The sequence below is a fragment of the Ruegeria sp. BA12 genome (genome assembly GCF_056539625.1).
The window spans coordinates 69,774-94,232 of the sequence record NZ_JBQFVF010000002.1 but is presented as its reverse complement, the minus strand read 5'-3'; the positions used below and the strand labels follow the sequence as shown (position 1 = coordinate 94,232).

Sequence of the window (24,459 nt, the reverse complement as noted above, 5' to 3'; positions counted from 1 at the left end):
AATGAGGGGGGAGTGGTAGTCCGATGTTTATGGAATGATCCGCGTGTATTTGGTGCCTTCGACAGTGGCGCCGAATTTCAAACCGGCTTGGCCGAATACCACCGCCAGCACAGGCGAACGCAGAGTCGTTGTGTCAGTGGACAGGGAGTTTCCAGTTGCATCAACCACATAGCCAATATCGGCACCGGCAGTCCATCCGCTGGAACGGCGGAAATCGTTCAATGCGTCCTGGGTCATGAAGAACAGGACATGTGCATATTGTTGCGCGCCGATTTGCAGGCCGGCGGTTCCGGAAATTGCAGAATAGTAATCAACCGTTGCGCCCTGAATGCGCAAGGCGCCTTGGCCGTAGGCGCCACCAAAGAAGATTAATCCGGCGTCGGTGATCAGGGGCATGATCAACATGCCGTTGGCTTTGTTTGCGATCTCAACCGTGTTGGGATATTTCGCATACATTTCGGTCAGTGTGGCATCGACGCGGGCATCGATGGTGGCGGCGTTGGAATTGCCGACACCGTTGCCGCAAGCTGCGGTTACCGTCAAACCGGCCATGCCAAAGGCAAAGCCACGACGGCTTAGTTGGGGTGCATTGGAACTGCTCATGTCTATTTTTCTCTGTATGACTGCCTGATATGTCGGGTGTTCCCGATCTTATGTGCAAGAATACGCCGATTGCCGTCGCGTGTCACGGGAAAGCTGAGTGACAGCGGATCACAATCGGCGAAAAATTGCGACAATTGGGGGCATTAGCCTTGCAAGGCGCGCGCGACCTGTGGGGCGAAATAGGTGAGGATGCCGTCGCAGCCAGCGCGCTTGAAGGCCAACAGGCTTTCCAGCATCACTCTATCACCATCGATCCAACCGTTCCGTGCCGCGGCCTGTATCATCGCGTATTCACCCGACACCTGATAGGCATATGTCGGAGCGCCAAAGGTGTCCTTTACCCGTCGGCAGATATCCAGATAGGGCATGCCGGGCTTGATCATCACCATATCCGCACCTTCGGTCAGGTCGCGTTCGATCAGGCGCAGGGCTTCGTTCGAATTGGCCGGATCCATCTGATAGGTCTTCTTGTCGCCCGTAAGCGCGCCCGAAGCACCGACCGCATCACGGAAGGGTCCGTAAAAGGCGCTGGCGTATTTCGCGGCATAGCTGAGGATCATCACGTTCTGGTGCCCAGCAGATTCCAACGCCCGGCGCATTTCACCGATCCGCCCATCCATCATGTCGGACGGACCGATGATATCGGCACCTGCCTCAGCCTGTGCCAATGTCATCCTGACCAGCGCTTCGATAGTCTTGTCGTTCACAATTTCGCCATCGATGACATAGCCGTCGTGACCGTTGATGTTGTACGGGTCCAGTGCCACGTCGGTCATTACCGCGATATCCGGGGCTGCGGCCTTTATGGCGCGGATGGCCCGGTTGGACACATTGTCAGGGTTCCAGGCCTCGGCGCAATCCTCGGTTTTCAGGTTGGCGTCGGTGTAGGGAAATATGCAGATCGCTGGGATTCCCAACGCCTGCGCCTCAACCGCGGCCTTAGCTATCAGGTCCACCGACCGGCGCATCACACCGGGCATCGAGGGTACGGGCTCCTCCACACCCTCGCCGTCGCGCACAAAAACCGGCCAGATCAAATCATCTGTGGTCAGCGTATTTTCCCGAACAAGGCCGCGCACGGCCTGCGATTGGCGCGCCCGGCGGAAACGGGTCAGGGGATAGGGGGCGATGGTCGGCTTCATGTCGCGCTCTCCTTGAATATTCCCGCATTGGGTGGCATGAATTCCACGTGGTCTCAAGGGTAACGATGGTCGCGCCTGCGCAGTGAAGGCCCCTAAGGACAGTGAACAAAGGGCTGACGCTTGGACTTATTCTCTACGCTTTTCGAAATTATCGACATGCGCAGCTTTTCGAATCTGTGGTATTGGATCGGGCTGGCCGTGCTGTGGTCGTCCACAAGCCACTGGACGCTGGGTGTGCCTTATGATCTGCTGGTGCGCGCGCGCCGTGTCGGCGGCGAAGCCGAGCGTGATTTTCTGGACATCGTGCGGATCAACAAAAACCGGATACTGTATATCGTTGAGGTATCGGGGCTGGCCATTCTCGGGTTGAGCTGTTTCATCTTCACCGGTCTGGCGATGCTTGGGTTCGTTTACGGGGTTGAATTCGCGCAGGCTGTGTTCTTGTTGTTATTCCCGGTCTGTATTGTGATGCTGATCAACATTTCGGCGGCGCGAAAGCTGCAGGCCGGCGACGGGACATTGGAGTTTACCGGCAAGATTTTGACCCGCTGCCGGATTTATACGCAGATTATCGGCATGATCTCGATCTTGATCACGTCGCTTTGGGGCATGTATCAGAACTTTTCGATTGGTGTTCTGGGGTAGGAAATTCGGAAAGGCGAGGCAATGACGGCTCCGAACCACGTAACAGTCGGCGGCGCCCCTGAGGGGTTTGACGCACAGCTTGTCCTGAACGAGATCACGCGATCCGCCGGGCCGGTTTGCCACGTCGCGCGCGATGACAAGCGGATGGAGGCAATGCGGGCAGCACTTGCCTTTTTCGCCCCGGACATGCCGGTGTTCGTCTTCCCCGGCTGGGATTGCCTTCCGTATGACCGGGTGTCGCCGAACGCGGATATCGCTGCGGCGCGGGTCGCAACACTGGCCGCGCTGGTGCATCAGATGCCCGAACGGTTTGTGTTGCTGACCACGCTAAACGCCGCGACCCAACGAGTGCCAGCGCGCGATGTGCTGCGTGAGGCCGCGTTTACTGCCCGGGTCAACCACCGTGTCGACGAAACAGCATTGCGGAACTTTTTGGTGCGCATGGGTTTCACGCAAAGCCCGACGGTTATGGAGCCCGGAGACTACGCGATCCGCGGCGGCATTATCGACATCTTCCCTCCGGGCGAATCTGGCCCGGTTCGGCTGGACCTGTTCGGTGATGTGCTGGACGGTGCGCGCCGGTTTGACCCAGTGTCGCAGCGCACGACTGAAAAGCTGGACGTGGTTGAACTGGCCCCGGTGTCCGAGGTCATTCTGGATGACGCCGCCATCACACGATTCCGCCAGAACTATCGCATCGAATTCGGCGCGGCGGGCACCGATGATCCGCTGTACGAGGCGGTCAGCGCTGGCCGCAAGCATCAAGGCGTGGAACACTGGTTGCCGTTTTTTCACGAAAAGCTTGAAACGCTGTTCGACTATCTGCCTGGTGCCACGATCTCGTTGGACGATCAGGTCACGCCCGCGCGCTTGGCCCGGTGGGAATCGATTGAGGATCAGTACGAAACTCGGCGGTTGGCGCTGGAAAACCGCTCGCGCATGGACACGGTCTATAAACCTACGCCTCCAGGATTGTTGTATCTGGACGATGCTGCATGGGAGCAGGCGGTGGGTGATCGGCGCGTTTTGCAGTTCAGCCCGTTGCCGCAGGCCAGCGGCCCCGGCGTGATCGACGCTGGTGGACGGATCGGGCGGAATTTTGCACCCGAGCGACAGCAGGAAAGCATCAGCCTTTTTGGCGCGCTGGCCAGTCATATCACAGACAAGATGGACAAAGGGCCGGTCCTGATCGCGTCTTATTCCGAGGGTGCGCGTGAACGCCTGACCGGATTGATCGAAGACGAAGGTCTGGCTGAGGCAATCCCCGTTTCCGACGGCACTCGCGTCGGTAAACGCGGGCTGCACCTGGCCGTTTGGGCGTTGGAGCATGGGTTCGAAACGTCGGATCTGACGGTGATCGCTGAACAAGATGTTCTGGGCGACCGCCTGATCCGCCAACCCAAGAAACGTCGAAAGGCCGAGAACTTCCTAACCGAAACCCAATCGCTATCACCCGGCGATCTTGTGGTGCATGTGGACCACGGGATTGGCCGCTACATGGGGATGGAGGTCGTGACGGCGGCGGGCGCAGCCCATGAGTGCCTTTTGTTGGAATATGCCGAACAGTCCAAGCTGTACCTGCCGGTCGAAAACATCGAGCTGCTGTCGAAATACGGGCACGACGAAGGTCTTCTGGATCGTCTGGGCGGCGGTGCATGGCAGGCCAAAAAGGCCAAGCTGAAAGAGCGCATCCGCGAGATGGCGGACAAGCTGATCCGCATCGCTGCTGAGCGGGCGCTGCGTAAAGCTCCGGTGATGGACCCGCCGCCCCATGCGTGGGAGGAGTTCAGCGCGCGTTTTCCGTATCAGGAAACTGATGATCAGCTGCGCGCGATTTCCGATGTGATGGAAGACATGCACTCGGGCGCGCCAATGGATCGTCTGATTTGCGGCGATGTCGGCTTTGGCAAGACCGAGGTCGCCATGCGTGCTGCCTTTGTCGCCGCGATGTCGGGCGTGCAGGTGGCCGTTGTGGCTCCTACGACGCTGCTGGCCCGACAGCACGCGGCATCGTTTAAGGAACGGTTCCGGGGATTCCCGCTTGAGGTTCGGCAGCTGTCGCGTTTTGTCTCGGCGAAAGAGGCGCAACAAACCCGCGATGGGTTGGCGCGAGGCACGGTAGACATCGTGATCGGCACCCATGCGCTGCTGGCCAAGGGGATTCGGTTCAACAACCTCGGGCTGCTGATCATCGATGAGGAACAGCATTTCGGGGTGGGTCACAAAGAGCGCCTCAAACAACTGCGCTCGGACATTCACGTGCTGACCCTGACCGCGACGCCGATACCGCGGACGCTGCAATTGTCGCTGACAGGTGTGCGTGATCTGTCAATCATCGGCACGCCGCCCATCGACCGTCTGGCCATCCGCACCTATGTCAGCGAATTCGATGCGGTCACGGTGCGCGAGGCGCTGCTGCGCGAACATTATCGCGGCGGGCAAAGTTTCTATGTGGTCCCGCGTATCTCGGACTTGCCCGAGATTGAGGAATTCCTGAAGGAGCAACTACCGGAACTGACTTACGTTGTCGCGCATGGGCAAATGGCGGCGAGCGAACTCGATGACCGCATGAATGCCTTCTATGACGGGAAGTATGATGTGCTGTTGGCAACGACGATTGTAGAAAGTGGGCTGGATATTCCGACGGCCAACACAATGGTCGTGCATCGCGCGGATATGTTCGGTCTGGCGCAGCTTTACCAGATCCGCGGACGGGTAGGGCGATCAAAGGCCCGCGCCTATGCCTATCTGACCACCAAACCGCGCCAGCGATTGACGGCCACCGCCGAGAAACGCCTGCGGGTTCTAGGCTCTCTTGATACACTGGGGGCGGGGTTCACGTTGGCATCGCAGGATCTGGACATTCGCGGCGCGGGTAACCTGCTGGGCGAGGAACAGTCGGGCCAGATGCGCGACGTGGGCTACGAGCTGTACCAATCCATGTTGGAAGAGGCGATTGCCAAAATCAAAGCCGGTGAGATGGAGGGTCTATCGGACGCAGACGACCAGTGGGCCCCGCAAATCAATCTGGGCGTCCCGGTTCTGATCCCCGAGGATTATGTGCCCGATCTGGATGTGCGCCTGGGGCTGTACCGCCGCTTGTCCTCGCTTTCGACCAAGGTTGAACTTGAAGGTTTTGCGGCCGAGTTGATTGACCGCTTTGGTTCGCTGCCAAAAGAGGTGAACACCCTGATGCTGGTCGTGCGTATCAAAGCGATGTGCAAACGTGCGGGCATTGCCAAATTGGACGGCGGACCAAAGGGTGCGACGATCCAGTTCCACAATGACAAGTTTGCCTCGCCTCAGGGGTTGGTCGAGTTCATCCAGAATCAGCGCGGGCTCGCCAAGGTCAAGGACAACAAGATCGTCGTGCGCCGCGACTGGAAAAAGGATAGCGACAAGATTAAGGGGGCCTTTGCCATCGCCCGCGATCTGGCGGAAAAGGTTGTGGCCGAGAAGAAAAAGGCGAAGGTCTAGTCTCCGCTGACAAAAGTACACAACTGCCAGTCGCCCGCGTCTGACTTGACGAACGCGGCGCGGTAGCCGGTCATGGGCCAAAGAAAATCGGCGTGCATAAAACCTTGCGTGCCGTCCGTCAGCAGGACGCGCTGATATTCGGCACCGTCTTGATAGTCACGTATAATCGCGATTTCGTGGCTGATCAGGCTTATAATGGACGAGTTGCGATCCGGTCTTTGACGTAGAGATACATCGGAACCTTTGACAAAGAACGCCAACTCTGGGTCCAGCGAGGCGGGCAGGGTGATCTGCCATTGATGCGGCATCCAGAACTCGCCTTCTTCGTCGAAGTAACCGGGCTGAGACAAAGTGGTTTCCAGGTCAGACCAGTATTGCGCGCGTAACGCATCCGCGTTTTCACGCTGTTCTTCCGACAGGGCTTCCGGGTCGAGGGTCAGATTGGAACGTAATTCCTCGGGGCCGCCTTCACCGCCATGGCTTAGGTAGATATCGGGGCAGGACGCCGCAACCACAGCGTCGGTATCCCGTGCAGCCACTTGGTCCAATAATGCCTCGCGAAAGGCGATCAACGATGGATCACGGTCTGCCTGATCGACCGGTGGAAAGGATTGACGGTCGGCAAGTGCTGGGCCGCAGATCACGGCAGCCAGCAGTAGCGCGTATCTCATTCGGCGGCCCTCATCGCGGCTTGGGCGCAGAAACAGGATGCTCCGACCGCGCGGTCGGCACGTGCCAGAGCCAAATCAAGACGTTGTTTGATTTGAGCGATTTCAACACTTTCGCCGCGCGCCTTCAGGCAGTCATGCAGACCTTTGAGGCTCCAAACATTGTCCGGATGGATCGAAGCACGGCTGAGGGTGCCGCCCAAGCCAAGGTCTTCGCGATAGACCGCTTCAGCCTCGGTTACGTGACCTTGTTCAAACAACAACGCCCCTAATGCATGGCGGGTTGGCTGCATCCAGCCCCACGGTTCGTCATAGGGCAGCGTGTCATCCAACTCGACCGAGCGTCGCAGATGGGCGTAAGCGATATCGTAGTTGCCCTTGCGATACTCAATCTCTCCACTCAGCATTTCCCGCGCGATTTCAAGCAGGTCAACGACGCGGTTGTTGTGTAGCAGGCGTGTTTCGGGCACGCAGGCCTTGGCCGACAGGAACAGTTGTTCCTCAGCTTCGGCTTCGGCGACGTCACCGGTTGCAGCATGGGCGATGGCGCGAGCATAGTGGATGGTGGCGGTCAACGTGCGATACAGGTCGGGGTCTGCGGGCAGTTTCAGTGCCTTGGCTTCCTCCCACTGGCCAAAACGGATCAGGATATGCGGCCCCATGGACATGTAGCTTTCGAAGTAATCCGCCATGGGCGGGCTTTCGATGCGCAACATATCTTCGGGGGTGGTGTCCCACAGGCCTTGATTGGCGCGCAGGGCCGGTTCCATCTGGCCCAGGAACAACGCCCCGTAGATGGCGAAATGGTAATTGTGCTGACGATAACCGGTATAGATGTTGAACGCGCCTTCGCGCTCGTAATATTTTAGATCGGCTATGGTGGCCTTTTCGTTCCAATAAACGACGTTGTGGTAGTGCCCGCACAGCACATCGATATGGGTGGGCATATGCACCAGATGGCCCGCATCCGGCACCAGCGTGCGCAGAACATCCCCGGCTTTTAATGCCTTTTCGGGGGTCGGAGACATCTCCATCAGGTGGACATAGAGGTGCAGCAAACCCGGGTGCGACATGGCTGCGGGATCATTTGCCATCGCGTCCTCAAGAACCTTCTGCGCCTCAAGCGTGGCGGCACCTTCGGCAGGTTTTCCGGTCTTCAGATCCCACATCTGCCAGGGGGTGAGGTTCAGCAGCGCCTCAACATATATCGTGCGCAGATCCAAGTGATCGGGTTGGTCGGTAAAGGCTGCGCGCATGGCATCTGCAAAATCGTGGTTCCAGCTGTTCATATCCGGGATCGGATTGCGTTGAGGGTAACGGGCGGGCAGGGCGTGGATCAGCGCCTGTTCAACGGGGGTGCAGGTGTCCAACAGGGCCACCGCTTGCTGTGTCGCGTCATAGGCTTGCGCGAGCGCTTTCTGCTGACCACGCGCGTCGCGTAAATCCCAGGGCAGGTTGTAATTCGGACCGGCGGCATAAGCGATGCCCCAATGGGCCATGGCGCAGTTCGGGTCATGCTCGGCAGCGCGTTGGAAACAGACAACGGCCTCGTCATGGTTATAGCCATAGGTCCAAACCAGCCCCCGATCGAACCAAAGCTGGGCCTCGGCTGAGGTCGTGCTGACCGGACAGGAATATGTGCCCAGATCGTAATAGTCGCTCATTGAAAATCTCCCCTCGGGTCGGGGAAAGATTAGCGTGATTCACCCGGGCTGCACAGGTCAGGCAGGCAGTCTGTTTTCGATCCGGCCCATATGCAGCATCAGTCCGAAACCGGCCACGCTCATCACCAGAATGCCGGTGGTCAGCGGATATAGCGAGCCATCGAACATTTGACCGATCGGGGCGGCGATAGCGGCGGCCAGAACGGTCGAAAACGCGCCGATGACCGACGCTGCCATACCGGCAATATGGCCCATTGGCTCCATTGCGATGGCGTTCAGGTTGCCCATCGTCATGCCAGCCATGAAAAAGATCGAGGTCTGCCAGAAGACGAACACCGCAAAGTTCAGATTGGCCGAAAGCGGCATCATGTTCAGCGTGATGACGCCAATCGTGATGGCGATCTGCGCGCCAAGGGCCCATGTCACCAGCCGCCGCATCCCCACGCGGATCACAAGCGCGGCGTTCAACAGGCTGGCGGACCCCGCCATCAAAGCCACAAAGCCGAACCAAAACGGGAAGCTGTCGGCGCTGTCATGGATCACGTCATAAACTGGCTGCACCATGGTCAGCATAGTGAACAACATGCCAAGGCAAAGGGATTGCACAAAGATTGATACGCGCACCGTGGGATGGGCGAACATCTCGCGTGCGGCCGCGGTCATCAAGGGCAGGCGCAGTGGGCGACGGTTTTCCGGCCTCAGCGATTCTGGTAGGCGCAGACCCAGCCAGATCACGGTGATCACCGAGAACAGGATGAACGAAACAAAGATGCCACGCCATCCCGCGATGGCGATCATTCCGGCCCCAAGCATCGGGGCGACGGCAGGCACCAGCGTAAAGATCATCATGGCGATAGAGACGATCCGCGCCATTTCCCGGCCCGAGTACAAGTCTCGGATGATCGCCATGGCGACCACACGCGGCGCGGCGCAGCCGATGCCCTGTGCCACCCGCGCGAACAGTAGAAGTTCCAGCGAAGAACTGGCCCAGGCCACGGCTGCCGACAAGATGTACAACGCCGAGCCGACATAGATCACTGGCTTGCGCCCAAACGCGTCGGACAATGGACCCACAAAGAATGTCCCGATGCCCATACCCAGAACAAATGAGGTCAGGATCAACTGAGCGTCGTTGATATCATCGGGGCTCAGCTGCGCGCCGATCTCGGGCAAAGCAGGCAGCATCGAGTCGATCGAAAACGCAATCGTCGCAAACATCATTGCGACAAGTGCGATGAACTCTCCCGAAGACATGCGATTGGCCATGGCGCCCTCCTGACCTGATTGCGCTATCACGGCTTTTCAGGTGGCGCTAGGGGGCAGGCTGCACAGGGACCTGTGCTATTTTGCAGGGGAAGCCTCAAGCTGAGACATAATCTCACCGATTACTTTTTCCCACATTTCAGGGGGTTGTGCGCCCGGAACCGCGTGCTGGTTGGCCACAATGAAGGTAGGAACAGAATTTACCCCCATCTGTCGCGAATGGGTGTCGCGGGTGCGGATATCCTCGCGATCAGCGTCGGATTTCAGCAGTTTCGATACCACAGCTGCGTCCATGCCGATACTGTCGGCGATATCGGCCAACACTTCGTGATCGCCAATATCACGTCCCTGCACGAAATATGCATCGAACAGAGCGTTTACGGCTGCGTCTTGCTTGCCCTCGATCCCGGCCCAGTGGATCAGGCGGTGCGCGTCCAACGTGTTAGGTGTGCGTTTCATCCCTTCGAAGTCGATGCTCAGCCCGGCATTCTGCGCATGCTCAACCACCGGGGCATAGGCGCGCACGGCACCGTCTTTGCCGCCGAACTTGCGCTCCAGATATTCGCGGCGATCCATGCCTTCGTTCGGCATGTCGGGGTTTAACTGAAACGGATGCCATTCGATAACGAACGGGTGGTCCGGGATAGCGGCCAGAGCTTTGTCCAGATGGGTTTTGCCGATATAGCACCATGGGCAGATCGGATCGGACATGATGTCGAGTTTGACGGTCTGAGTCATGGTGTATTCGCCTTGAAATAGGCCGGGAGCGCCCGACGCAGGAGTTTGCCATTACCACCGATTGGCAGCTCGGGCAGGTGAATGAACGCGCGTGGCTGTTTGTAGCGCGCCAGATTTGCCTCCACATAGGTTTGCAAAGCGTCTTCGTCCAGCTTTTCCGGACCGGTATAGAAAGCGGCTATCACGAATGTGTCCTGTTTAACCTCAACTGCCGCTGCACCCACTTGCGCGATGCCGGGGAATTTGGTTAGGGCGGCCTCAACCTCGACCGGGGACACGCGATAGCCGCCCGCGTTCATCATATCGTCGTCGCGGCCCAGATAGGTGATCTGTCCGTCCATCGCCATGGCCCCTTGATCACCGGTCAGAAACCAGTCGCCCTGCATGCGGGCCTTGGCCTCGTCAGGTGCATTCAGATAGGTCAGCATCAGACCGGGGTCGGATCGGTGGATGGCAATGGTACCTTCTTGGCCACGCGGAACCGGCCCGTCCGGCCCCAATATCGCCACCCGGCGACCCGGTTGAGGTTGCCCCAACGCCTCGCCCTGCGCCGGATGTGCAGGGCTGGACGAGATGAAGGTCGAACATTCGGACATACCGAAGGCTTCGTACAATTCTGTCCCGGTCAGGTCGCTCCATTGCGCGTGCAGGTGCCGCGACAGCTTTTCGCCTGCGCACAGGCCGTGACGCAGGTCCGGTAAATGCAGATCAACGGCGGATTTAAGCAATTTGCGAAACACGCCGGGCGCGGCAGCAAAGATCGTTGCCCGATTTTGTCTTAACAGCTCTGGAAGGGCATCAGGGTCGGTGCCTGGATCGGGGATCAACGCGGTCGCGCCGATCGACCAGGGATCCATCAGCCCGGTGCCCAGAGTATAGGTCCAGTTGAACGCCCCGGCATGACACAGACGGTCCGTATCCCGCAACCCGTACCAGCCATCCACCATCATCTGGCGCGCCCAGATGGCGCGGTGGGCATGGGCCACAGCGCGTGGTTTACCAGAAGTGCCAGAGGTATAGACGACATAGGCCAACCGGTGCGGGTCACCGAGTTGGAACTCGGCAGGGGGCAGTGCGCGCATCCCCGACAGATCGTCCAGCGTAATCTGCAACGGATGATTGGCGCAGGCGACGGCTGGGTCGCGCAGAATGGCTGTGGGTTGCAGATCAGAAATCATGCGCACGGTTTCGGGCTCGGTCAGCTGTGACGAGGTGGGAACCGGCACGATCCCGGCAGCTATGGCCCCAAGATAGGCGATGGGGAAATCAACCGTATTCCCCAGTCGCATCAACGCAATGTCTCCGGGATTCAATCCGGTCTTCAACAGCCCGGTGGCGGTGCCCAGAATGGCCGATTTCAATACGCCATAGGTCCAATCCCGCGCCCCGTCATTGCCTAAAACCGACAAAGCGGTTTTGTCCGGGTGGTCATCCGCGTGCCGCAGAACGTGCGCGGCCAGATTGAATGGTGCGGGGCAGGCCGGAGGCGGCCCCTGATCGAAAACAGAAAGCATGGCCACTGGCTATCGCGGCGCTTGGCGCGTTGCAAGCCGGGCAGGCTGGTCCTATAGATTGGCGCATGAGCACTAATGAACAGCCATCTCTGATCCGCATTGCACGTGACTCGGGTGAGCACACCGATCCCGAACCACTTGATCTGGGCGCGCGCGTGCGTCAACTGCGCAAGGCGCGGAACTGGACGCTGGAACAAGCGGCGTCTCAGGCGGGGCTTGCGCGCTCGACCCTCAGCAAGATCGAGAATGGGCAGATGTCGCCCACTTACGACGCGCTGAAAAAGTTGGCGACCGGGTTGGAAATTTCGGTGCCACAGCTGTTCACCCCGCCACAGCGTGATCAGGTGATCGGTCGGATGGCAATCACCCGCATGGGCGAAGGCGCTGAACATCCGACGGGAACATACGAGCACGAGTTGCTGGCCGAAAACCTGACGAAAAAGCAGATGCTGCCCTATCGGGCTCGCGTGCGCGCGCGCTCAATGGACGAATTTGACGGCTGGGTGCGCCATGACGGCGAAGAATTCCTGTATGTGCTGACCGGGGTTGTGAAGCTGTACACCGAATTCTATGAACCCGTCGAAATGCGCCGTGGCGACAGCGCTTATTACGACGCCAGTATGGGTCACAACGTGATTTCCGTCAGTGACGAAGATGCGACGATCCTGTGGGTAACGTCACTTGCTTAAGGAGCGGCTGAACTCGCGGTTCAGTCCTTCGGTGAATAGAAAATCCTCAAGTTCTTCGTGGGCTTCATTTACGGTCAGGTGGTGGCGTTCGGCCAGGTAGGCTTCGAACCCTTTTCGATCTTTACTCAGCCGCACCTTGTCCTGATCGCGCAGATTCGGAAAACGCCGTTTAGCGCGGGAATACATAGCATCCCAGTCTTGCAGCAGGTCAGTCCAGTTCAACATCAGTCAGCTTTCCGTAATTCGGGTTTCACGGCTGCTCGGCCCTTTCATCAGGGTACGGAGATGGCGGGAGTCGATGCGCATGACAAAATGTCGCACCTGAGCGGCACTGACGCTTCGTCAAAAAGGCCCGTTACGCACGATACGCAACGGGCCTACGGACCTGAGGTTGGAGTGAGTGGAGGCCGGTCCGCAAAATCCAAGGGTGACGCGCTGCATGACAAGCTATCTAGCGAAATAATCAGAATTAATCCGGCCAAACAGCACGTTTAAATGACATTAGGCTATATCGTACAGATATGTTCAGTAAAGCCCCTTGTGGGTGTTTTTTTTAGTTAAGCTGGAAATTGGGTGATCAGCAAATTGTGGCGAAACTTAGTTCGAATACCCCTAGATGTAGTGTGGTTTGCGTCATGTGCCGAAATCCGCCGAAGGCTGCGGCGATATGGCAGAGCCGTCCTTTGGGGCCAAATCTTCAGATCCAATCCTCCAAAGCACCAAATAACCTACAGCGGATTAACGCGGCAGCGGGGCTTGTTTGGTCACTCTTCGTACCACCAAACCTGCGGCATATACTCGGGCCCGTCGCCATAGATCGGCAGGGTTTGAGGCTGCTTCAGTTCTTTGGCATGGGCGATGCGCCCGACGTCGAAGTTCCAGATCGGAATGACATAGCGGCCAGCAGTCAGAACCCGATCAAGCGCGCGGGTGGCGGCCACGAAATCCTCGTGGCTTTCCGAGGCCAGCATAGCGTCAATCAGCCCATCCACAGCGGGCGAGGCGACACCCATCAGGTTGCGCGTGCCCTGTACATCTGCGTTTTCGCTGCCCCAATACAGACGCTGTTCATTGCCCGGAGACAGAGACAGCGCACGGCGAAGGAACGTGATGTCAAAATCAAACTCGGCATTGCGGCCGACAAATTGCGCGCTGTCTACCTGTTCGACATTGACCTTGATGCCCAGACGCTCAAGCGCGCGGGTGTAGATTTCGATGGCCGTTTGTCCTTCGCTATCGCCCTGTTGCAACAGAACGGTGATGGCAAAGTCCTGACCATTCTGGTTGCGCAGCACGCCCTCCTGAATGGTCCAGCCAGCCTCGGCCAGCAGCTTGTTGGCCTTGCGAATATTGGCGCGATTCCGGGCCGAACCGTCGCCGACGGGCAGGGCATAACCTTCAAGCGCGCCGGGCGGAAGGTCGTCGGCATAAAGTTGCAGAAGCTCGGCGACACGCCCAGTGGCCGGGCCAGTTTGCATGCCCAGGTCAGAGCCCGAGAAATACGAAGTGATCCGTGGTTGGGCGCTGCCGGTGATCGTATCGTTGATAAATTCGAAATTGAACGCCAGCAGCATCGCCTCGCGGACCCGCCAATCATCGAAAGGGGCCTTGCGGGTGTTCATGACAAACCCGGTCATGCCCGAGGGTTTGCCGTGCGGGATTTCGGTCTTGACCACATCACCGCGCTGAACGGCAGGAAAATCGTACTGAGTGTTCCATTTGTCGGCGTTGAATTCGCGCACCGCGGTCAGTTCACCGGCCTTGAACGCCTCGAACAGGACGGTGCCGTCGCCAAAAAACTCGATCCTTATGTCATCTAGGTTCATGGTCCCGCGCCGGAACGGAATGTCAGCCCCCCAATAGTCTGGATTGCGCCGCAAATTCACATAGCGGCCCGCCTCATAGGTATCGATCACGTACGGCCCCGACCCGATGGGAACGTCCTGCAGCGCGGCGTTGGCGAAATCTTTCCCCTCCCACTGTGCTTTTTGCAGGATCGGACGCAGCCCGGCGATCAGTGCCAATTCCCGGTCGGGTTCGTTGAAAGTGATCCGCACCGTGCGGGGGCCGGTCTGTTCAATGCTGTCGATCTTGCCCCACAAACCGCGGTAACGCAGATGACCTTCGGTGCCCAGAGTTTCATAAGACCAAATCACATCATCTACGGTCACCGGATTTCCGTCAGAAAACTGGGCGTTCTCACGCAGGGTAAATTCTACCCAAGAGCGGTCCGGTGCAGTCTCAACTGATTCGGCTAACAACCCGTAAAGAGTGAAAGGTTCGTCCCAGGACCGGCCCATCAGGCTTTCATGGGTCCAAAATCGCAATTGCCATGGCGAGCTGCCTTTTTGCACAAACGGGTTCAAACTGTTAAAGCCGCCGGTGTTTCCGAATACAACCTTGCCGCCTTTGGGCGCGTCGGGATTGGCATAGGGCAGGGACACAAAATCCGGTGGTAGGACAGGGTCGCCGTACATAGCTATGCCATGGGCCGATTCTGCATGAGCGATTGTGACAGCAAAAATAATGGTGATTCCCGCGATCACAGGGCGAACGGGGCGTAGAAAATTGGGGCGCATTTTGGAAACAATCCTGCTCTGGCCTTATTTTGTTGGGATTCACCGTATCGATGATTTTTCTTATTTTCAAACTTTTAGCTTGGACGGATGCAAGGAATTGCTTATAAAGGATGCACTGCTCGATAGGTTTCTTGCCTGTATGAAACCTGCCTCAATAACTTAACGCCCGCTTCGTGCGGGCGTTTTTTTTGAGGCGTTTCCACCCCGGATGCAGAACCCATATGTTTCCCCGTTTCCTTTGCAGTTGCAGCATGGCACTGTGCGGTCAAAGCAGATGTTGACGGAGAAAGCTCATGAGCGTGGCGGGAAAAACGGCGATCATCACAGGGTCGAATTCAGGGATCGGTTTGGGTGTTGCCCGCGAATTGGCCAAGGCTGGGGCCAACGTAATATTGAACTCGTTCACCGACCGGGATGAGGATCACGCGCTGGCCGCCGAGATTTCGCAGGAAACCGGAACCAACGCGCGTTACATCAAGGCGGACATGTCCAAGGGGGACGAATGCCGTGCCCTGATCGAAAAAGCGGGTGCCTGCGACATTCTCGTGAACAATGCAGGCATTCAACACGTCTCACCGATTGATCAGTTCCCGGTCGACAAATGGGATGCAATCATCGCGATCAACATGAACTCGGCCTATCACACTATGGCAGCGGCTCTGCCGATGATGCGCCAGGCCGGGTGGGGGCGCATTGTGAACATCGCCTCAGCGCACGGGCTGACTGCGTCGCCGTTCAAGGCGGCCTATGTCGCGGCCAAACATGGTGTGGTTGGGATGACCAAAACCGTAGCACTGGAGACCGCGCAGGAACCGATAACCTGTAACGCGATTTGCCCGGGCTACGTGCTGACGCCGCTGGTCGAGGCGCAGATTCCCGACACTATGAAAGAATACGGCATGAACCGCGAGGACGTGATCAAGAACGTCATGCTGGAACGACAGCCTTCGAAAGCTTTTGCAACGGTCGAGCAACTGGGCGGTACAACGGTCTTTTTGTGTTCGGATGCCGCCGCGCAGATCACCGGAACGGCAATCTCGGTGGATGGGGGCTGGACGGCTCTGTAAGTCAGGGGGCAGGTAATGAAACGCATCAATCTGGCACTGCAGGGCGGCGGCGCGCATGGCGCCTTTACCTGGGGTGTCTTGGACCGGTTGCTGGACGAGGATGATATCGAGGTCGCGGCAATCACCGGCACCTCGGCCGGGGCGCTGAACGGGGCTGCGTTCAAATCCGGCATGGTACGCGATGGACGTGACGGCGCGCGGGCCAGCCTTGATGGGCTGTGGGCGCGCATGGGGGCCGTCGGCGATATGCGCCTTGCCAATTGGATGCAGGCACTTGAGCCCGCTCAGATTGCGCATGCCATGGAGTATTCCCTGCCGTTTTCCGTGGGTGATGCATGGTCGCGGCTGGTATCGCCCTATGCTTATGGTCCGTTTTATCGCAACCCGCTGGAACCGGTGGTGGACCGGTTCAATTTCAAGGAAATTTGCGCCGATGAAGGACCGCGTTTGTTCGTCTGCGCCACCTGCGTGCGCAGTGGCAAGATCCGTGTTTTTACCGGGGATGAGGTCTCGACCGATGCGATTTTAGCATCGGCCTGCCTGCCGAACCTGTTTCAGGCAGTTGAGATTTTTGATCCCAATTCGGGCCGGACCGAAGCGTATTGGGATGGCGGCTATACCGGGAACCCGGCGCTGTACCCCTTGTTCAACACCGATCTGCCGGATGATGTGGTGATCGTGAACATCAACCCGCTGGAACGGGAAGAAGTGCCGAAAACGCCGCAACAAATCCAGAACCGGATCAACGAGATCAGCTTTAACTCATCCCTGTTCCGCGAATTGCGCGCGATTAGCTTCGTGCAGCGTTTGTTGGCCGAAGGCAAATTGAAAGCGGGTGAGATGAACCGGGTTCTGGTTCACATGATCGCCGATGACGCGCTGATGAACGATCTGTCGGTGGCAACTAAGACGGTGCCGAACCCGGTTGTTCTGCACAAGTTGAAAGAGGCCGGGCGCACGGCTGCGCATCGGTTCCTTTCGGACAACAAGGACGATTTGGGGCGGAAAAGTACTGTCAACTTGCCCGAGATGTTTGGCTGATCACTCAGGCGGTAGCGTCGGGTCTTTGCCGTTGGGGTAAACCAGACCGGCAGAAATCACCAGCTTGGCCGCGTCCTCGATAGTCATGTCCAGCAGAATGACGTCTTCGGCAGGAAAGAACAGCAAAAACCCCGAGGTCGGGTTTGGCGTGGTCGGGATGAAAACGCTCAGCAATTCGCCCGCGGTTTCGGCGCGCTGGGTGACCTCGCCTTTGGCGGTGGTCGATACAAAGCCGATAGCCCAGATACCGCGGCGTGGATATTGCACCAAGCAGGCTTTTTCAAAAGATCTTTCTGTCTGGGCAAAGACCGTCTCGGATATTTGCTTGATCCCGGAATAGATCGAGCGGACAACCGGCATCCGTTCTACCAGGCTTTCGGTGAAGGAAATAAAGGACCGTCCCAGAATCCCCTTGGCGACCCAGCCCACCAGAACAGTGAACACCAGAAAGATGATGACGCCGACGCCGCGCAGGTTGATGCCTACATATTGTTGGGGCTGGAACTGTTGTGGGATCAGCGGCAGGACAGCACTGTCGATCCAGCCCACGACGGACCAAATCAACCAGATCGTCAGCCAGACAGGCGCGATGACAACGATGCCCGTCAGAAAAGACGCGCGCAGCCGGGAAAACAGGCCCGGTCCGCGGTGGGGTTCTTCGTCAAACGGTGTGTTCATTGCGATCCTGATTGGTTTGCCGATTTAGTTAAGCAGTCCGGCGTCTTGGTACAATAGGGTAGCTCTAGGCGGATTTGGTCAAAGCAATCGCGATACCGGCGGCTAGACGGGCATTGTTGCGCACCAGCGCAATGTTTGCGGTCAGCGAGCGGCCTCCGGTCTGTTCATAGATCCGTTGTAGTAGGTATGGCGTGACGCCTTTGCCGGTGATCCGGTGCGTATCCGCGTCGGATTGGGCGGCAGCGATGATGGGGGCCAGTTCCTCGGCCGGGATTTGATCGGCGTCCGGGATCGGGTTGGCAACCAGCTGACCCCCGGGCAGGCCAAGCGCGCGACGGGTGGCGTGGGCCTTGGCGATGTCTTCTGCACTATCCATGCGCAAGGGCGCGGGATAGGGGGACTTGGCGGACCAAAAGGCCGGGAACTCATCCTGTCCATGCGCGATAACCGGAACGCCCAATGTCTCGAGCACTTCAAGTGTTTTAGCAAGATCCAGGATGGCTTTCGCACCGGCTGCAACAACAGTAACGGGTGTCTGCGCCAATTCGTGCAGATCGGCTGAGATGTCAAACGAGGTCTCGGCCCCCTGATGCACACCACCGATGCCACCGGTCGCAAAAACCTCGATCCCGGCATAGCGTGCGGCGATCATCGTGGCGGCCACTGTCGTGGCCCCGGTGCCGCTGGTCGACATACAGGCCGCCATGTCCGCGCGTGAGATCTTGGCGACGCCCTGGGCCTGCCCCAAGGCTTTCAACTGGTCGTCTTCCAGGCCCACATGCAGTTTGCCTTTGATCACGGCCATGGTTGCAGGAACCGCGCCAGCGTCACGGACGTCCTGCTGAACCTGCGCCGCCACCTCGATATTCTGAGGGTAGGGCATACCATGGGTAATGATGGTGCTTTCCAGCGCAACGATGGGCTGACCTGCATCTTTGGCGGCGCGGACCTCGGCGGAATATTGGATGTCGATCACAGTGGTGTTTCTCCGGAAACATAGGTTGCGGCGGCATGCAGGGCGCGGCGTAAGGCTTCGTCATTGGACGCACCGTTGGCCTCGGACGCGATATGCGCCGCCATGAAAGTATCGCCCGCACCGGTCACACGGGTGACCAGAACGGAGGGCGGTGTTTGGGTCAGTATCTCGTCAGCGCTGCCAATGGTGGCCGAGTTGCCGCCGTCCGTGACCAGCACCCGCAGCGCGCCACGGTCTAGCAAGCCCTTGGCAGCGCCTTCAGAATCGGTGAATTCGCGCTGGCACAAGATGCCGGCCTCTTCGAGGTTCACATAAAGCGTGGCGCGGGCGTGTTTCAGGAACGGCAGCAGACGTTCGGCCTTGCCGGGCGAGGCCGGGGCCACGCGCAGGTCCGCACGTGCAAAGGCGGGGCTTTGGGCGATTTCTTCCAACAAGGTCAGCGTCAGATTGCCGTCCAATGCGATGGGACCCTGGAACGGAGTGTTCTCATAACCCAGCGGCCCATGTATCAAGGGGCGCAGGATTTTCGCCCCGGCGGCCTCAAGCGAATGCGCGTCAGCAATTGCCGCGATCAGGCCGTTGGCCCCTTCGACGGCCATGTACCTGTCTGTCGGCAAATCCTGCGAACGATAGATGTGGTCAGTGACCATGCCCAGCCGCGAACAGGCGTTGACCAGTTCGTCGCCTTCGGGGTCGCGACCAATGGCTGTCAGAAGGGTCGGCGTCATACCGAAGCGTACCAGCGTCATGGCGATGTTCATGGCCACTCCGCCAGGCAGGCGGGTGATCCGCCCCGGCACGTCCGAGCCCTGACGCATGGCGCTGGCGGACCGCCCGATTATGTCCCACAGGACCGAGCCGATACACAGGATTTCGCTGTTCTGAGTCATGCCCGTGTCATGCCGCAGCCCCGAGGTGGGTGCAAGGGTTAACGCTCACATCGCATCGGTAAGAGTTTTAAGCGCGGCAAGCGGGTATTCTTGCGACCAGATCTCATCGCCGATACCGAAGAAATCAGTGCAAGGGGTCAGGTCGCGGATCAGCTCAGGCGTCAGGCCACCTTCGGCCACAACCGGAACCTCGATCATCTCAGACCACCACTGAAACAGGTCTTTTTCAGCCGTGGTTCCGTCCCCCAACGTTGACGCGCCGACCGGGCCAAAGGCAACATAATCTACGCCAGCTTCGCCAGCGGTCATGCCATCGTGGCTGGACGCGCCACAAAAACTGCCAATAATGGCATCCGCGCCCAACTCCTTGCGCGCGGCGCGCACTGAACGTGCGGCGTCGTCCAGATGCACCCCGTCCAACCCCAACCGTTGCGCCAGCAGAACATGGTTCGAGATGACCAGCGCCACGTCACGGGTATGGGCCACCTCGCGACAAGCATCAGCAGCACGCGAGATCGCGTCTTCGTCATTGCCTGCCAGAGCCAGTCGGATGCAGGCAATCTCGGCACCGTCCAGAACGCGGCTAAGCTGGTCGGGGAACGTGCTCAATGAGATGGTCGGAGGGGTGATCAGGTAAATCTGCGGCTGCTCGGGGGTGTCCATTGGCGCGTCCTTAGCTTTCAGTCTTTGGCGCGGTTTAGCGGATTGTGCCGGGGAAGCAAACTTTTATGCCGGTTTAAGGCGCAATTGACCAATCGGATGCCTTGCCCTGCGCCATCGCGCCGATTACAGCAAGCCAAGTTTTCCGGAGACAACCATGCCCAGCGATACATCCCAGCCGTCCTTTGTGCTCGTCCGCCCTCAGATGGGTGAAAACATCGGCGCTGCCGCGCGGGCGATGTGGAATTTCGGGCTGGACCGGATGCGGATCGTGGCACCGCGTGATGGCTGGCCAAACCCCAAGGCGGTGGCAATGTCCAGCGGGGCGGGGCGCTTGCTGGACGAAGCGCAGCTGTTCGATGACCTTGCGGGCGCGCTGGCCGACAGCACCTTTGTCTTTGCAACCACCGCGCGCCAGCGTGGTCTGACCAAACCGGTCTACAGCCCCGAACGCGCGATGCAGATCGCGGCCGAGAAAGTGGCGGCTGGTGAAAAGGTCTCGGTCTTGTTCGGACCGGAACGGGCAGGATTGGAAAACGAAGATATCGCCAAGGCAAATGCCATTATCTCGGTTCCGGTAAACCCGGAATATGCCTCGCTGAACCTTGGCCAATGCGTGTTGTTGACCGCCTATGAGTGGATGCGCCAGACAGGCGATGTGGTGCACGAAGCCACCGATCTGGGCAAAGGCGACTGGGCCACGGGGATCGAGGTCGAAAAACTGGTCGAACATTACGAGGTCCGGCTGGACGAGGCGGGCTTTTTCTATCCCCCCGAAAAGGCCGAAGGCATGAAGACCAATTTGCGCAATCTGTGGTCTCGGATGCGGATGACGCGCGCGGATGTGCAGATGCTGCACGGGATCATGCGTCAGATGGTCCGTTGGAAGGATAAAGGCTGAGGCTGGACCTTAGCCCCCCTTCACCCTAGCTTGCGACGAAATCCAAGGCACAAGAGGACAGCATGAGCGGTAAGCGCAGCATCTTCGAAGACGTCTCAGACACAGAAAAACAACAGGCCGTTCAACCGGGCATGATTGACCGTGGTCGTGGCGGCGCACGCGGGGCAATTCGCGTCTGGCTGATGATCCTGTTCGCGCTGGTCGTTGTCATGATCTCCGTAGGCGGCCTGACACGCCTGACCGATAGCGGATTGTCGATAACGGAATGGCGCCCGGTCACTGGGGCCATCCCACCAATGACCGAGGCCGATTGGCAGGCCGAGTTCGAAAAGTACAAGCAGATCGATCAATGGCGCATTCAGAACCAATGGATGGAGCTTGATGACTTTAAATCCATTTACTGGTGGGAGTGGGGTCACCGTCAACTGGGCCGGGTGATCGGTCTAGTTTGGGCACTTGGGTTCTTTGGCTTCCTGCTGGCCAGGAAAATTCCGACCGGGTGGACCGGTAAACTGCTGATTCCAGGCGCTTTGGGCGGTGTTCAGGGCGCGGTTGGCTGGTGGATGGTTGCCTCGGGCGTGACGCAGGGCGAGGGGATGACGGCCGTTGCCAGCTATCGCTTGGCAGTCCATCTGGGTCTGGCCTTCGTTATCCTCGGGTTCCTAGCGTGGTACATCTTTGAGCTGGGGCGCCAAGAGCGTGACCTGATGCAGGCCCGCCGCGCGAAAGAGGGCAAACTGTTCTCGCTATCGACCGGGCTGATGCATTTCGCCTTTCTACAAATACTCATAGGCGCCCTTGTGGCAGGCATAGACGCTGGAAGATCATATACCGATTGGCCCCTGATCGGTGGTCAACTGTTGCCGCCTGACGCGACGATGCTTGAACCGATGTGGCGCAATTTCTTTGAAAGCCCCGGTCTGGTGCAGTTCATTCACCGCTGTGCTGGCTATCTTCTGTTTATCTTCGGCATCATTGTCTGGAGACGCGGCAGCACCAGCGCGCATCCGCAAACGCGGTTTGCGTTCAATGCAGCTTTTGCGGCGCTTTCGCTGCAGGTGGTGGTCGGGATTATGACGGTGATCTACGCGGCCCCCTGGCAGATCGCCATCTTCCACCAGTTCATGGCCGTTGTTGTTTGGACCCTGATCCTGCGCGCACGTTTCCTGACAGCATATCCAATCGCCACCTCAATCCGCGGAGCATGACCCTGATGACTGCCTATGATGACCTGATGGCCTTCCAACGCGAAACGTCGGCCCTCGGGCAAATCGCCGGGCGGCTGGGCTGGGACCAGGAAACGGTGATGCCGCGCGGCGCGGCCCCGCAACGGGCTGAGGAAATGGCCGCCATCGAAGCGGTTCTGCATGCCCGCCGCTCTGACCCGCGCGTGGCTGAGTGGTTGGAGCTAGCCGACCCACAAGACGACGTAGCCCGCGCCCAATTGCGCGATATCCGTCGAACTTACGAGCGGACGGCAAAAGTGCCAGCCGATCTGGCCAAGGCCATTGCGCGCGTGACGTCAGCAGCCCAGGGAACTTGGGCGCAAGCCCGTTCAAACGAGAATGTGGCTACCTTTCTGCCTGTTCTCGAGGAGGTCGTTGCCCTCAAGCGTGAAGAAGGCGCTGCACTGGCGCAGGGTGGTGATGTCTATGACGCCATGGTCGAAGACTACGAACCCTATACCACCGGGTCACAAATCGCCGAGATTTTCGATCAGATGCGCCCTCGTCTTGTGGCCCTGCGCGCGGCCGTTTTGGATAAACCAGCGCCGCACGCTCTGACCGGAAAATTCGACGAACAGATACAGATGCAATTGTCGCAGAAACTGGCGACCACGTTCGGGTACGATCTGAATACTGGGCGGGTGGACAAGGCAGTACATCCGTTCAGTTCGGGCAGTGGCCTGGATGTGCGCATTACCACTCGCACCAGCGAGACCGACCCGTTCAACTGTTTCTACTCAACCATTCATGAGGTCGGCCACGCCGCCTATGAACAGGGTATCAACCCGGCCTATGCGCTGACACCACTGGGGCAGGGCGTGTCGATGGGCGTGCATGAAAGTCAAAGCCGGATTTATGAAAACCAGCTGGGCCGATCTCGGGCGTTCACGGAGTGGCTTTACAATCAAATGGTTGACGCGTTCGGTGATTTCGATGTCGCGGATGCCGATGCGTTCTATGCCACGGTCAACGGCGTACACAAAGGCTATATCCGGACCGAGGCGGACGAGGTGCAATACAACCTGCACATCATGCTGCGCTTTGACCTTGAACGCGCACTAATGGCCGGAGACCTTCAGGTCAGCGATCTGGAGGCGGCGTGGAACGACCGGTTCAAGGCCGACTTTGGATATGAGGTCGACCGACCTTCGAACGGGTGTTTACAGGACGTCCACTGGTCGGTTGGATTGTTTGGTTATTTCCCGACCTATTCATTGGGCAATGTCTATGCCGGATGTCTGTATCAAGCGTTGCGCGCTGCGGTTCCTGATTTGGATGCGCAACTGATCAGGGGCGACACGTCTGGCGCAACCAATTGGCTGTGCGAGAACCTACAGCGTTTTGGCGGGCTCTTCACCCCGCGCGAGACTATCCAACGCGCCAGCGGGATTGAACCGGGACCGGAACCGTTGTTGGCGTATTTGGAACAGAAATTTGGTACGCTCTACAATCTTTGAACGCACAATTTCCGGCCAAACTCGTTGTCACATGTGTGCCGCGTTGCCAGCTCTTTGCCTAAAGTAGCCCATAGGATTTGCCTAAAGTAGACCATAGGAACCGAGCATTGCTAATCAGGCAGTAGGTAGATGGTCAGGTAGCATAATAATTGGAAGCCCCCCTGAACCATATGGTTTTCTTCCAAATCAAAATTCATAACTGTCTGATCCGCCAAAAAAAAGCAAGCCACAATCCTAGCGATACGATAAACGCTGCGTCGACCCTCTTCTGCCAGCGATCCGTCTGGGAATACGGGGTAAATGAAGCGAACGCAAATAGCAGCGTCGAAAGAAATAGCCACAGTATGATCCCGACAAATAAAATTACATCAACGGCAATAGAGGCACCAAACTGCGCCAGCGTTTTTTGCAGAAACGGAAAGTTGTGACCGTCAAACCAAGGGGTTGAAGTCAACCCCAGCAGCTCTAGCCCGCCGATGAAATCGGTTAGAAACGCAAATGCCCACCATAGGAACCAGAAAATCACTAAACTTTGTTTGAACAAAATTCGCATAAAAAACGACCTCTTGAAACTGCTGTTC

At 58.3% G+C, this 24,459-nt stretch carries 22 protein-coding genes; 8 read left to right on the top strand and 14 right to left on the bottom strand.

The window, feature by feature from the left end; translation table 11 throughout:
• Positions 1–27: 27 nt before the first annotated feature.
• Positions 28–603 carry a lipid-binding SYLF domain-containing protein gene (locus ACR0B0_RS05940; protein WP_170348879.1) on the bottom strand — a complete coding sequence of 192 codons (576 nt, stop codon included), beginning with the start codon at positions 601–603 and terminating at the stop codon, positions 28–30.
• A 143-nt stretch (positions 604–746) separates the two neighbouring features.
• Positions 747–1,745 carry a porphobilinogen synthase gene (gene hemB / locus ACR0B0_RS05935; protein ID WP_170348878.1) on the bottom strand — a complete coding sequence of 333 codons (999 nt, stop codon included), beginning with the start codon at positions 1,743–1,745 and terminating at the stop codon, positions 747–749.
• Positions 1,746–1,865: 120 nt separating this feature from the next.
• Between hemB and ACR0B0_RS05930 the strand changes: the two genes are divergently transcribed.
• Together ACR0B0_RS05930 and mfd are read left to right on the top strand one after the other, a co-directional pair.
• Positions 1,866–2,390 carry a component of SufBCD complex gene (locus ACR0B0_RS05930; RefSeq protein ID WP_170348877.1) on the top strand — a complete coding sequence of 175 codons (525 nt, stop codon included), beginning with the start codon at positions 1,866–1,868 and terminating at the stop codon, positions 2,388–2,390.
• A 21-nt stretch (positions 2,391–2,411) separates the two neighbouring features.
• Positions 2,412–5,867, top strand: a complete 3,456-nt coding sequence (gene mfd / locus ACR0B0_RS05925) for a transcription-repair coupling factor (protein ID WP_480646878.1) — start codon at positions 2,412–2,414, stop codon at positions 5,865–5,867.
• Here the strand turns inward: mfd and ACR0B0_RS05920 are convergent.
• The 5 genes from ACR0B0_RS05920 to ACR0B0_RS05900 all read right to left on the bottom strand — a co-directional run bounded on the left by ACR0B0_RS05920 (position 5,864) and on the right by ACR0B0_RS05900 (position 11,714).
• Positions 5,864–6,538 (bottom strand): SH3 domain-containing protein, encoded by a 675-nt coding sequence (locus tag ACR0B0_RS05920; protein ID WP_480646876.1) that lies wholly within the window; start codon positions 6,536–6,538, stop codon positions 5,864–5,866. The two genes, mfd and ACR0B0_RS05920, sit on opposite strands and share 4 nt — an antisense overlap.
• Positions 6,535–8,199, bottom strand: coding sequence for a tetratricopeptide repeat protein (locus ACR0B0_RS05915; RefSeq protein WP_480646874.1), 1,665 nt, complete (start codon positions 8,197–8,199; stop codon positions 6,535–6,537). The genes ACR0B0_RS05920 and ACR0B0_RS05915 overlap by 4 nt, the downstream gene beginning before the upstream one ends.
• Before the next feature lie 57 nt (positions 8,200–8,256).
• Positions 8,257–9,465 carry a multidrug effflux MFS transporter gene (locus ACR0B0_RS05910; RefSeq protein ID WP_170348873.1) on the bottom strand — a complete coding sequence of 403 codons (1,209 nt, stop codon included), beginning with the start codon at positions 9,463–9,465 and terminating at the stop codon, positions 8,257–8,259.
• Positions 9,466–9,540: 75 nt separating this feature from the next.
• Positions 9,541–10,200, bottom strand: coding sequence for a DsbA family oxidoreductase (locus ACR0B0_RS05905; protein ID WP_170348872.1), 660 nt, complete (start codon positions 10,198–10,200; stop codon positions 9,541–9,543).
• Positions 10,197–11,714 (bottom strand): class I adenylate-forming enzyme family protein, encoded by a 1,518-nt coding sequence (locus ACR0B0_RS05900; protein WP_480646872.1) that lies wholly within the window; start codon positions 11,712–11,714, stop codon positions 10,197–10,199. Before ACR0B0_RS05900 ends, ACR0B0_RS05905 begins: the two co-directional genes overlap by 4 nt.
• 65 nt (positions 11,715–11,779) lie before the next feature.
• On the opposite strand from ACR0B0_RS05900, the gene ACR0B0_RS05895 reads away from it, so the two are divergent.
• Positions 11,780–12,403: a helix-turn-helix domain-containing protein gene (locus ACR0B0_RS05895; RefSeq protein ID WP_170348870.1), complete on the top strand. Its 624-nt coding sequence runs from the start codon at positions 11,780–11,782 to the stop codon at positions 12,401–12,403.
• On the opposite strand, the gene ACR0B0_RS05890 is transcribed toward ACR0B0_RS05895, so the two are convergent.
• Positions 12,392–12,628 carry a hypothetical protein gene (locus ACR0B0_RS05890; RefSeq protein WP_170348869.1) on the bottom strand — a complete coding sequence of 79 codons (237 nt, stop codon included), beginning with the start codon at positions 12,626–12,628 and terminating at the stop codon, positions 12,392–12,394. The two genes, ACR0B0_RS05895 and ACR0B0_RS05890, sit on opposite strands and share 12 nt — an antisense overlap.
• 539 nt (positions 12,629–13,167) lie before the next feature.
• A complete protein-coding gene (locus ACR0B0_RS05885) occupies positions 13,168–14,982 on the bottom strand; it encodes an extracellular solute-binding protein (protein ID WP_480646870.1) in 1,815 nt (604 codons plus the stop codon).
• 293 nt (positions 14,983–15,275) lie between these two features.
• Here ACR0B0_RS05885 and ACR0B0_RS05880 point away from each other — a divergent pair, with 293 nt between their 5' ends.
• Both ACR0B0_RS05880 and ACR0B0_RS05875 read left to right on the top strand, forming a co-directional pair.
• The gene (locus tag ACR0B0_RS05880; RefSeq protein WP_170348867.1) at positions 15,276–16,049 is read left to right on the top strand and encodes a 3-hydroxybutyrate dehydrogenase; all 774 of its coding nucleotides are present in this window, start codon (positions 15,276–15,278) and stop codon (positions 16,047–16,049) included.
• A 15-nt stretch (positions 16,050–16,064) separates the two neighbouring features.
• On the top strand, positions 16,065–17,090 hold the full coding sequence (locus ACR0B0_RS05875; protein ID WP_480646868.1) for a patatin-like phospholipase family protein: 1,026 nt from the start codon (positions 16,065–16,067) through the stop codon (positions 17,088–17,090).
• Here the strand turns inward: ACR0B0_RS05875 and ACR0B0_RS05870 are convergent, their stop codons facing one another.
• The 4 genes from ACR0B0_RS05870 to ACR0B0_RS05855 all read right to left on the bottom strand — a co-directional run bounded on the left by ACR0B0_RS05870 (position 17,091) and on the right by ACR0B0_RS05855 (position 20,297).
• Complete coding sequence (locus ACR0B0_RS05870) at positions 17,091–17,768, bottom strand: DUF502 domain-containing protein (RefSeq protein WP_170348865.1); 678 nt, start codon at positions 17,766–17,768, stop codon at positions 17,091–17,093.
• A 64-nt stretch (positions 17,769–17,832) separates the two neighbouring features.
• On the bottom strand, positions 17,833–18,744 hold the full coding sequence (locus ACR0B0_RS05865; RefSeq protein ID WP_170348864.1) for a pseudouridine-5'-phosphate glycosidase: 912 nt from the start codon (positions 18,742–18,744) through the stop codon (positions 17,833–17,835).
• On the bottom strand, positions 18,741–19,634 hold the full coding sequence (locus ACR0B0_RS05860; RefSeq protein ID WP_480646866.1) for a PfkB family carbohydrate kinase: 894 nt from the start codon (positions 19,632–19,634) through the stop codon (positions 18,741–18,743). Before ACR0B0_RS05860 ends, ACR0B0_RS05865 begins: the two co-directional genes overlap by 4 nt.
• A gap of 45 nt (positions 19,635–19,679) precedes the next feature.
• Positions 19,680–20,297, bottom strand: coding sequence for a thiamine phosphate synthase (locus tag ACR0B0_RS05855; protein WP_480646864.1), 618 nt, complete (start codon positions 20,295–20,297; stop codon positions 19,680–19,682).
• Positions 20,298–20,451: 154 nt separating this feature from the next.
• On the opposite strand from ACR0B0_RS05855, the gene ACR0B0_RS05850 reads away from it, so the two are divergent.
• From ACR0B0_RS05850 to ACR0B0_RS05840, 3 genes are all read left to right on the top strand, one after another.
• On the top strand, positions 20,452–21,195 hold the full coding sequence (locus tag ACR0B0_RS05850; protein ID WP_480646862.1) for an RNA methyltransferase: 744 nt from the start codon (positions 20,452–20,454) through the stop codon (positions 21,193–21,195).
• Positions 21,196–21,257: 62 nt separating this feature from the next.
• Entirely contained in the window at positions 21,258–22,403 is a 1,146-nt protein-coding gene (gene ctaA / locus ACR0B0_RS05845; protein ID WP_480646860.1) for a heme A synthase, read from the top strand.
• Positions 22,404–22,408: 5 nt separating this feature from the next.
• On the top strand, positions 22,409–23,878 hold the full coding sequence (locus ACR0B0_RS05840) for a carboxypeptidase M32 (protein ID WP_170549142.1): 1,470 nt from the start codon (positions 22,409–22,411) through the stop codon (positions 23,876–23,878).
• Between the two features lie 193 nt (positions 23,879–24,071).
• Here ACR0B0_RS05840 and ACR0B0_RS05835 read toward each other — a convergent pair whose 3' ends face one another.
• Positions 24,072–24,431: a hypothetical protein gene (locus ACR0B0_RS05835; RefSeq protein WP_170549140.1), complete on the bottom strand. Its 360-nt coding sequence runs from the start codon at positions 24,429–24,431 to the stop codon at positions 24,072–24,074.
• Positions 24,432–24,459: the final 28 nt, after the last annotated feature.